The sequence below is a fragment of the Streptomyces niveiscabiei genome (assembly GCF_001419795.1).
Lineage (GTDB): Bacteria > Actinomycetota > Actinomycetes > Streptomycetales > Streptomycetaceae > Streptomyces > Streptomyces niveiscabiei.
Genome location: NZ_LIRL01000508.1, coordinates 1 through 8,001 on the forward strand (window position 1 = coordinate 1; position 8,001 = coordinate 8,001).

Below are 8,001 nucleotides of genomic sequence, written 5' to 3' on the forward strand. Positions count from 1 at the left end.
GTCGGGCCGGTGCGGGGGTGGTCGGGCCGGTGCGGGTACGGGTCCGCGCGTGGTCGGATTATCGGATCGTCGGCCGTGTTTGCGACGTGCCACTCGTCCGGGTTGGTTGTCGGTCCGCTCCCCGCCGGGGACGGTTCCGGGGCTGCCGGGGCGGGCAAGATCACCCCTCGGGCCCCGTTCCCGGCACCGCTTCGCGCCGGGAGAGCCGGACGTGTACGGCAGACTGGGGGGCGCGAGGACCGATGCTAAGGATGGGTATGCCGATCACACCTGCCACCACGACGCACAGTTCACCGAACGGCACCGCGGACCCGATCCTGCTGGAACTGGTCGACGAGAACGGCGTCACGATCGGCACGGCCGAGAAGCTGACCGCGCACCAGCCGCCGGGGCAGCTCCACCGCGCGTTCTCGGTGTTCCTCTTCGACGAACAGGGCCGTCTCCTGCTCCAGCAGCGCGCGCTCGGCAAGTACCACTCCCCCGGCGTGTGGTCGAACACCTGCTGCGGGCACCCGTACCCCGGCGAGGCCCCGTTCGCGGCGGCGGCCCGGCGGACGCACGAGGAGCTGGGGGTCTCCCCGTCGCTGATGGCCGAGGCGGGGACCGTCCGCTACAACCACCCCGACCCCGAATCGGGCCTGGTGGAGCAGGAGTTCAACCACCTCTTCGTCGGTCTCGTGCAGTCGCCTGTGCGGCCGGAACCGGAGGAGGTCGGCGACACGGCCTTCGTGACGGCCGCGGAACTCGCCGAGCGGCACGCGAAGGACCCGTTCTCCGCCTGGTTCATGACCGTCCTGGACGCCGCCCGCCCGGCAATCCGCGAGCTGACGGGGGACGGGGCGGGCTGGTAGCGGCGCCGGGCCGCCGGCTGGCCGAGCCGGCGGGGCAAGGCCGACCGGGCGAAACAGGGGGACCCGGCGGCTGGTCGAGGTGGGCCGGGCAACGCGGCGGGCTCGGCGACTGGCCATGGCAGGCCGGGCAAGGCTGCGGGGCGCGGGGGCCGGGCGAAACGGCGGGGCTCGGCGGCCGGTCATGGCGGGCCAGGCAAGTCTGCGGGGCGCAGGTCGGTGGCGAGGTGGGGCGTGGGTCGGGGGTTGGGGCGCGTGGTCGGCGGAAGCTGTTGGGCGCGCCCCGAAAGCCCTGGTCAGACCGTGCGCAAAGGTTTCAGCGGAAGGGCCGCCCAGATGACCTTGCCGCCTGTCGTCGTGTGTTCCACGTCGCACACGCCGCCGGCCTCCCGGGTGAACTCCCGTACCAGCAGGAGCCCCCGGCCGCCGGTCTCGCTGTGGGGGTTCTCCATGGCGGTCGGGCGGTAGGGGTGGTTGTCCTCGACGGACACCCGCACCCACTCCGCGCCGACCGCGACCTCCAGCGCGAGCGTCGGCGACAGCAGCGCCGCGTGCTTGACGGCGTTGGTCACCAGCTCCGACACGATCAGCAGCAGCGCGTCGACGACCTCGTCCGCGACCGGCACGCCCTGCCGGTGCAGCAGATCCCGTACCGCGCGCCGCGCCTGCGGTACGGAGGCGTCCACGGCCGGCGCGGTGAACCGCCAGACCCCCTCGTACGGCAGCGGCTCAGGCGCCGCCGCGGTCGTGCTGTCGCCGCCCTCGGGGCGTGGGTCGGGCCCGCGCCCGTGATCGTCCATCGTCCGGTCGCCGTCTCTGTCCTCGATGCCGCTGTACTCCGTTGTCGCCACACGACGAGTGTTGGCAACGGCGACGTCCACTCCTATTGACTGGCCGTAAATAGATCGATATTGATCGAATCGCAGGTCCCTAGGGGTGACGGTTTACGGATACGACCGTTTCGTTGCTCAGGCGGTTGCCCGAAACGTCCCTCCGGGCGGCGGTTAGCATCCCCTGACATGGAGCCCCGACTGTCCCACCGGGTGGCCGATTCGGTCGCCACCGTCGTCATCGGCCACCCCGCGCGGCGCAACGCCATGACCCCGGACATGTGGCGGGCCCTGCCGCCGCTCCTCGCGTCCCTCGCTGACGACCCGCGCGTGGGCGCGCTCGTGCTCACCGGGGAGGGCGGCACGTTCTGCGCGGGCGCCGACATCTCCAGCCTGCGCGGTTCGGCCGCCGAGGCGCGTGAGCTGGCGGTCCTCGCGGAGGAGGCGCTGGCCGCGTTCCCCCGGCCCACCCTGGCCGCCGTACGCGGGCACTGTGTGGGCGGCGGGGCGCAGTTGGCGGGGGCCTGCGATCTGCGGTTCGCGGAGGAGGGGGCGCTGTTCGGGGTGACGCCCGCGAAGCTCGGGCTGGTCTACCCGGCGTCCAGCACGCGCAGGCTGGTGTCCCTGGTGGGGCCGGCGACCGCGAAGTGGCTGCTGTTCTCCGGCGAGTTGATCGGTACGGAGCGCGCGCTGCGCACGGGGTTCGTCGACGAGGTGCTGCCTTCGGGCGGGCTCGGCGAGCGGGTCGAGGAGTTCACGCGGGTCCTGGTCTCCCGCTCGCGGCTGACGCAGGCGGCGGCGAAGGAGTTCGCGGACGGGCGCACGGACCGGGACGCGTACTGGGCCGGCGTGGAACGCGGCAGCGGCGACACCGCCGAGGGTGTCGCCGCGTTCCTGGAGCGCAGGGCGCCGAGGTTCAGCTGGTCCCGTTGAGGACGAAACGGCTGCTCTCGCGCAGGGACTCGACGATCTCGGCGGGAGCCTTCTGCGGCGAGCCGGCGTCGTAGGGCGGCTGCGGGTCGTACTCGATGACGAGCTGGACCGTCTGCGCGCGCGTGTCACCGGCGATCCGGCCGAGCAGCGCGAGCCCCATGTCGATGCCGGAGGAGACGCCCGCGGCGGTGACGTACTTGCCGTCGAACACGACCCGCTCGCCGGTGGGTTCGGCGCCGTAGGCGCGCAGGGTGTCAAGGCCCAGCCAGTGGCAGGTCGCGCGGCGGCCTTCGAGCAGGCCGGCGGCGCCCAGGAGCAGCGAGCCGGTGCACACGGACGTCGTCCACGTGCTGGTCTCGTCGACCTCGCGCAGCCAGTCCAGGAGGCGTTCGTTGTCCATCTGCCGGGTCTGGCCGGGGCCTCCGGGAACCACGACGATGTCGGGCCGGGTGACCTCATCGAGCGTGCGGTCGGCGGTGAGGGCGAGGTGTCCGCTGTGCGAGCGGACGGGGCCGGTCTGCTCGGCGACGAAGACGATCTCGACGTCGGGGACGCCCTCCAGGGGTTCGTAGGGGCCTACGGCGTCGAGAGCGGTGAAGCCGTCGAACAGGAGGATGGCGATCTGCATGGGCGGGGCCTTCCGGTTGGTTGCGGGTGGTTCGGCTGGTGGCGGCCGGGGTGTCACGTCGTGCTCGGGCGGAAGCGGCGGCGGTATTCCGCCGGGGGTGTGCCGAGGGCTTTGACGAAGGCCCGGCGCATGGCTTCGGGGGTGCCGTAGCCGCTCGTGCGGGAGATCTGTTCGATGCCGGCCGTGGTGTCCTCCAGGAGGCGGCGGGCGTGTTCGAGGCGGACCCGGTCCACGTAGCGGCCCGGGGTGGTGCCGGTCTCGGCGCGGAAGGCTCTCGCGAAGTGGCGGGGAGACAGAGCCGCGCGAGCGGCCAGCGAATCGACGTCCAGGTTGGCCGCCGGGTGCTCGGAGATCCAGCGCTGGACCTCCCTGAGGGGTTCACGCCGGGCCATCTGGGCGGTGAGCTGGGCGCTGAACTGGGCCTGGTTGCCCGGGCGACGCAGGAAGACGACGAGGTTGCGGGCCACCGAGAGGGCGATCTCACGGCCGAGGTCCTCCTCGACGAGGGCGAGCGCGAGGTCGATGCCCGCGGTCACACCCGCCGAGGTGGAGACGGCGCCGTCACGGACGTAGATGGGCTCGGGGTCGACGTCGACCTCCGGGTGGTCCTCGGCGAGTTTCGCGCAGTACGCCCAGTGCGTCGTCGCCCGCCGCCCGTCGAGGAACCCCGCCTGCGCGAGCCTGATCGCGCCGGTGCACACCGACACCAGGCGCCGCGCGCGCTTGCCGTTGTCCCGCAGCCAGGCGACGAGTTCGGGCGCCTCACCCCGCGTCCCGGGCCCGCCGGGCACCAGCAGGGTGTCGGGGACGGGTACGCCGGACAGGGCCGCGTCCGGGACGAGGGTGAGGCCGCTGGTGGTCCGTACGGGCGCGCCGTCCAGGGACGCCGTGACGATCCGGTAGCTGCCGGGGGCGAACACGTGCGTGCCCGCGAAGACCTCCGCCGGGCCGCTCACGTCGAGGCTCTGGACGCCGTCGAAGAGGACGACGAGGACGGTGCGCTCTTCCATACGGCCGATTCTTCGCGGGTGCCCGGACGGCGGCAATGACGCGCTTCCCACCTTTTCGGCCATGGTCGTCCGGGGCGTCGTCCGGGGCGTCGTCCGGGGCGAGTTCGCGCACCAGGTCACCCGCTGTCAGTGGCACCTGCCACAATTGCGGCGCAAGCTGACGTTGGAGAAGGCGGTACGGGTCGTGACCGAAGCAGGGTCCATCGAAGGCAGGATCGCCGAGGAGCTCGGCGTACGGGAGCGGCAGGTCAGGGCGGCCGTGGAACTGCTCGACGGCGGCTCCACGGTGCCGTTCATCGCCCGCTACCGCAAGGAAGCGACGGAGATGCTCGACGACGCGCAGCTGCGCACGCTCGAAGAGCGCCTGCGCTACCTGCGCGAGCTGGAGGAGCGGCGTACGGCCGTCCTGGAGTCGGTCCGCGAACAGGGCAAGCTCACCGACGAGTTGGCGGCGCGCATCCGGGGCGCCGAGACGAAGGCGCGGCTGGAGGACATCTACCTGCCGTTCAAGCCGAAGCGGCGGACGAAGGCCCAGATCGCGCGCGAGGCCGGTCTCGAACCGCTCGCCGAGGGGCTGCTCGGGGACCCGTCCGTCGACCCGCTGGCCGCCGCCGCTGCCTTCGTGGACGCCGGCAAGGGCGTCGCCGATCCGCAGGCCGCGCTGGACGGGGCGCGGGCGATCCTCACCGAGCGGTTCTCGGAGGACGCCGACCTGATCGGCGAGGTCCGGGAGCGGATGTGGACGCGCGGGCGGCTGGCCGCGAAGGTGCGGGACGGCAAGGAGGAGGCGGGCGCGAAGTTCGCCGACTACTTCGACTTCGCCGAGCCGTTCACGGCGCTGCCCTCGCACCGGATCCTGGCGATGCTGCGGGGCGAGAAGGAGGATGTCCTCGATCTGGTGCTGGAGCCGGAGGAGCCTTCGGCGGACGCGTCGGGTACGGGTGCGGGTACAGGTGCGGGTGTCGTTTCGTCGTATGAGCCGATCATCGCCTCGCGGTTCGGGATCGCCGACCGGGGCCGGCCCGCCGACAAGTGGCTCCTCGACACGGTGCGCTGGGCCTGGCGCACCCGCATCCTCGTCCACCTCGGCATCGACATCCGCCTGCGCCTGCGGACGGCCGCCGAGGACGAGGCGGTCGACGTGTTCGCCGCCAACCTCCGCGACCTCCTGCTCGCCGCCCCCGCGGGCACGCGCGCGACGCTCGGCCTCGACCCCGGTTTCCGTACGGGCGTGAAGGTCGCCGTCGTCGACGCGACCGGCAAGGTCGTCGCCACCGACGTCATCTACCCGCACGTCCCGGCGAACAGGTGGGACGAGGCCGTCGCCAAGCTCGCGCGCCTCGCGAAGGAGCACGCGGTCGAGCTGATCGCCATCGGCAACGGGACCGCGTCCCGCGAGACCGACAAGCTCGCCGGTGAACTCATCACCAAGCATCCCGAGTTGAAGCTGACGAAGGTCATGGTCTCCGAGGCCGGCGCCTCCGTGTACTCGGCGTCCGCGTTCGCCTCGCAGGAGCTGCCCGACATGGACGTGTCGCTGCGCGGCGCCGTCTCCATCGCGCGGCGGCTCCAGGACCCCCTCGCCGAGCTCGTGAAGATCGACCCCAAGTCCATTGGGGTCGGGCAGTACCAGCACGACCTCTCCGAGGTGAAGCTGTCCCGGTCCCTCGACGCGGTCGTCGAGGACTGCGTGAACGGCGTCGGGGTCGACGTCAACACGGCGTCCGCGCCGCTGCTCGCCCGCGTGTCCGGGGTGACCTCCACGCTCGCCGAGAACATCGTCGCCCACCGTGACGCCAACGGGCCGTTCCGGTCGCGTACCGAGCTGAAGAAGGTCGCCCGGCTCGGGCCCAAGGCGTACGAGCAGTGTGCCGGGTTCCTGCGGATCCGGGGCGGGGACGATCCGCTGGACTCGTCCAGCGTGCACCCCGAGGCGTACCCGGTCGTGCGGCGGATGGTGAAGACGTCCGGGCAGGAAGTCGCGTCCCTCATCGGCAATACGGCTACTCTGCGGTCCCTTCGGGCTTCCGACTTCGTCGACGAGACGTTCGGGCTTCCTACCGTTTCCGACATTCTCAAGGAGTTGGAGAAGCCCGGTCGGGATCCTCGGCCCGCCTTCAAGACGGCGACGTTCAAGGAGGGGGTCGAGAAGATCGCCGACCTGTCCTCCGGGATGGTGCTGGAGGGGGTTGTCACGAATGTCGCCGCGTTCGGGGCGTTCGTCGATGTCGGTGTCCATCAGGATGGGCTCGTGCACGTTTCCGCGATGTCGCGGAATTTCGTCAAGGATCCTCGGGAAGTGGTGAAGCCGGGGGACATCGTCAAGGTGAAGGTGCTTGACGTGGATATTCCTCGGAAGAGGATTTCGTTGACGCTGCGGCTTGAGGATGAGGCGGCGAAGTCGAGTGCCGGTTCTGGTCCTCGGCGTCAGCCTCAGCAGCGTCAGCGGCAGGCTCCGGCGCCTTCGAACAGTGCGATGGCTGATGCTTTGCGGAAGGCGGGGTTGGTGGACAAGAAGGGGAAGCGGTAACAGGTTTGTGGGGAACTGCGGGTCCGTTGTGGCTGGTCGCGCAGTTCCCCGCGCCCCTCAAAGACAAAACCCTTAGCGCTCCGTTACTTTTCCTGCCGCTACCTCCAGGCGGCGCGTCACCTGTACCGCGTCCAGCATTCTGCGGTCGTGTGTGACCAGGAGCAGCGTTCCCTCGTACTCCTCCAGCGCCGATTCCAGCTGTTCGATCGCCGGTAGGTCGAGGTGGTTCGTCGGCTCGTCCAGGACCAGGAGGTTCACGCCCCTGCCCTGGAGCAGCGCCAGGCCCGCCCTCGTCCTCTCCCCCGGCGACAGCGTCGCCGCCGGGCGCAGGACGTGGTCCGCCTTGAGGCCGAACTTGGCCAGGAGGGTGCGGACTTCGGCCGGTTCCGTGTCCGGGACCGCCGCGCAGAACGCGTCCAGCAGGGATTCGGGGCCGTAGAAGAGCTTGCGGGCCTGGTCGACCTCGCCCACCAGGACGCCCGAACCCAGCGTCGCCGTACCGGAGTCGAGGGGGAGGCGGCCGAGGAGTGCTGCGAGCAGGGTTGATTTTCCGGCGCCGTTCGCGCCGGTCACGGCTACGCGGTCCGCCCAGTCGATCTGGAGGGTGACCGGGCCGAAGGCGAAGTCGCCGAGGCGGATCTCGGCGTCGCGGAGGGAGGCGACGACCGCGCCCGAGCGGGGTGCGGAGGCGATCTCCATCCGCAGTTCCCACTCCTTGCGGGGTTCCTCGACGACGTCGAGGCGTTCGATCATGCGCTGGGTCTGGCGCGCCTTCGCCGCCTGCTTCTCGCTGGCCTCGCTGCGGAACTTGCGGCCGATCTTGTCGTTGTCGTTGTTCGCCTTGCGCCGCGCGTTCTTGACGCCCTTGTCCATCCAGGAGCGCTGCATCTGGGCGCGGTCCTGGAGGGCGGCGCGTTTGTCGGCGTACTCCTCGTAGTCGTCGCGGGCGTGGCGGCGGGCGGTGGCGCGTTCTTCGAGGTACGCCTCGTAGCCGCCGCCGTAGAGGTTGATCTGGCCCTGGGCCAGGTCGAGTTCGAGGACCTTGGTGACGGTGCGGGTGAGGAACTCGCGGTCGTGGCTGACGACGACCGTGCCGGCCCGCAGGCCCTTCACGAACCGTTCCAGGCGGTCGAGGCCGTCGAGGTCGAGGTCGTTGGTGGGCTCGTCGAGGAGGAAGACGTCGTAGCGGGAGAGGAGCAGCGAGGCGAGGCCCGCGCGGGCC

General features: G+C 71.3%; 7 protein-coding genes. 3 read left to right on the top strand and 4 right to left on the bottom strand.

Translation table 11 applies throughout. The features are described 5' to 3' along the window. Positions 1 to 257 precede the first annotated feature (257 nt). A complete protein-coding gene (idi, locus tag AOK24_RS24085) occupies positions 258 to 851 on the top strand; it encodes an isopentenyl-diphosphate Delta-isomerase (protein ID WP_055722157.1) in 594 nt (197 codons plus the stop codon). 293 nt (positions 852 to 1,144) lie between these two features. Here the strand turns inward: idi and AOK24_RS24090 are convergent, their stop codons facing one another. Further along, complete coding sequence (locus tag AOK24_RS24090) at positions 1,145 to 1,648, bottom strand: ATP-binding protein (RefSeq protein WP_055722162.1); 504 nt, start codon at positions 1,646 to 1,648, stop codon at positions 1,145 to 1,147. A gap of 219 nt (positions 1,649 to 1,867) precedes the next feature. Between AOK24_RS24090 and AOK24_RS24095 the strand changes: the two genes are divergently transcribed. Next, positions 1,868 to 2,611: an enoyl-CoA hydratase/isomerase family protein gene (locus AOK24_RS24095; protein ID WP_055722158.1), complete on the top strand. Its 744-nt coding sequence runs from the start codon at positions 1,868 to 1,870 to the stop codon at positions 2,609 to 2,611. Here the strand turns inward: AOK24_RS24095 and AOK24_RS24100 are convergent. Continuing rightward, the gene (locus AOK24_RS24100) at positions 2,595 to 3,239 is read right to left on the bottom strand and encodes a DJ-1/PfpI family protein (protein ID WP_055722159.1); all 645 of its coding nucleotides are present in this window, start codon (positions 3,237 to 3,239) and stop codon (positions 2,595 to 2,597) included. The two genes, AOK24_RS24095 and AOK24_RS24100, sit on opposite strands and share 17 nt — an antisense overlap. A gap of 53 nt (positions 3,240 to 3,292) precedes the next feature. Next, positions 3,293 to 4,249: a GlxA family transcriptional regulator gene (locus tag AOK24_RS24105; protein WP_055722160.1), complete on the bottom strand. Its 957-nt coding sequence runs from the start codon at positions 4,247 to 4,249 to the stop codon at positions 3,293 to 3,295. A 61-nt stretch (positions 4,250 to 4,310) separates the two neighbouring features. Between AOK24_RS24105 and AOK24_RS24110 the strand changes: the two genes are divergently transcribed. Next, on the top strand, positions 4,311 to 6,779 hold the full coding sequence (locus tag AOK24_RS24110) for a Tex family protein (protein ID WP_240554088.1): 2,469 nt from the start codon (positions 4,311 to 4,313) through the stop codon (positions 6,777 to 6,779). Positions 6,780 to 6,851: 72 nt separating this feature from the next. Here the strand turns inward: AOK24_RS24110 and AOK24_RS24115 are convergent. Next, positions 6,852 to 8,001, bottom strand: a 1,150-nt coding sequence (locus tag AOK24_RS24115; RefSeq protein WP_055722161.1) for an ATP-binding cassette domain-containing protein, incomplete at its 5' end; no start/stop codon positions are given.

Excerpts from the sequence above, each read along its gene's own strand:
- AOK24_RS24110 (WP_240554088.1), top strand. The coding sequence starts at position 4,311 with ATGGTCGTCCGGGGCGTCGTCCGGGGCGTCGTCCGGGGCGAGTTCGCG.
- AOK24_RS24090 (WP_055722162.1), bottom strand. The coding sequence starts at position 1,648 with ATGGACGATCACGGGCGCGGGCCCGACCCACGCCCCGAGGGCGGCGAC.
- AOK24_RS24105 (WP_055722160.1), bottom strand. The coding sequence starts at position 4,249 with ATGGAAGAGCGCACCGTCCTCGTCGTCCTCTTCGACGGCGTCCAGAGC.
- AOK24_RS24100 (WP_055722159.1), bottom strand. The coding sequence starts at position 3,239 with ATGCAGATCGCCATCCTCCTGTTCGACGGCTTCACCGCTCTCGACGCC.
- AOK24_RS24095 (WP_055722158.1), top strand. The coding sequence starts at position 1,868 with ATGGAGCCCCGACTGTCCCACCGGGTGGCCGATTCGGTCGCCACCGTC.
- idi (WP_055722157.1), top strand. The coding sequence starts at position 258 with ATGCCGATCACACCTGCCACCACGACGCACAGTTCACCGAACGGCACC.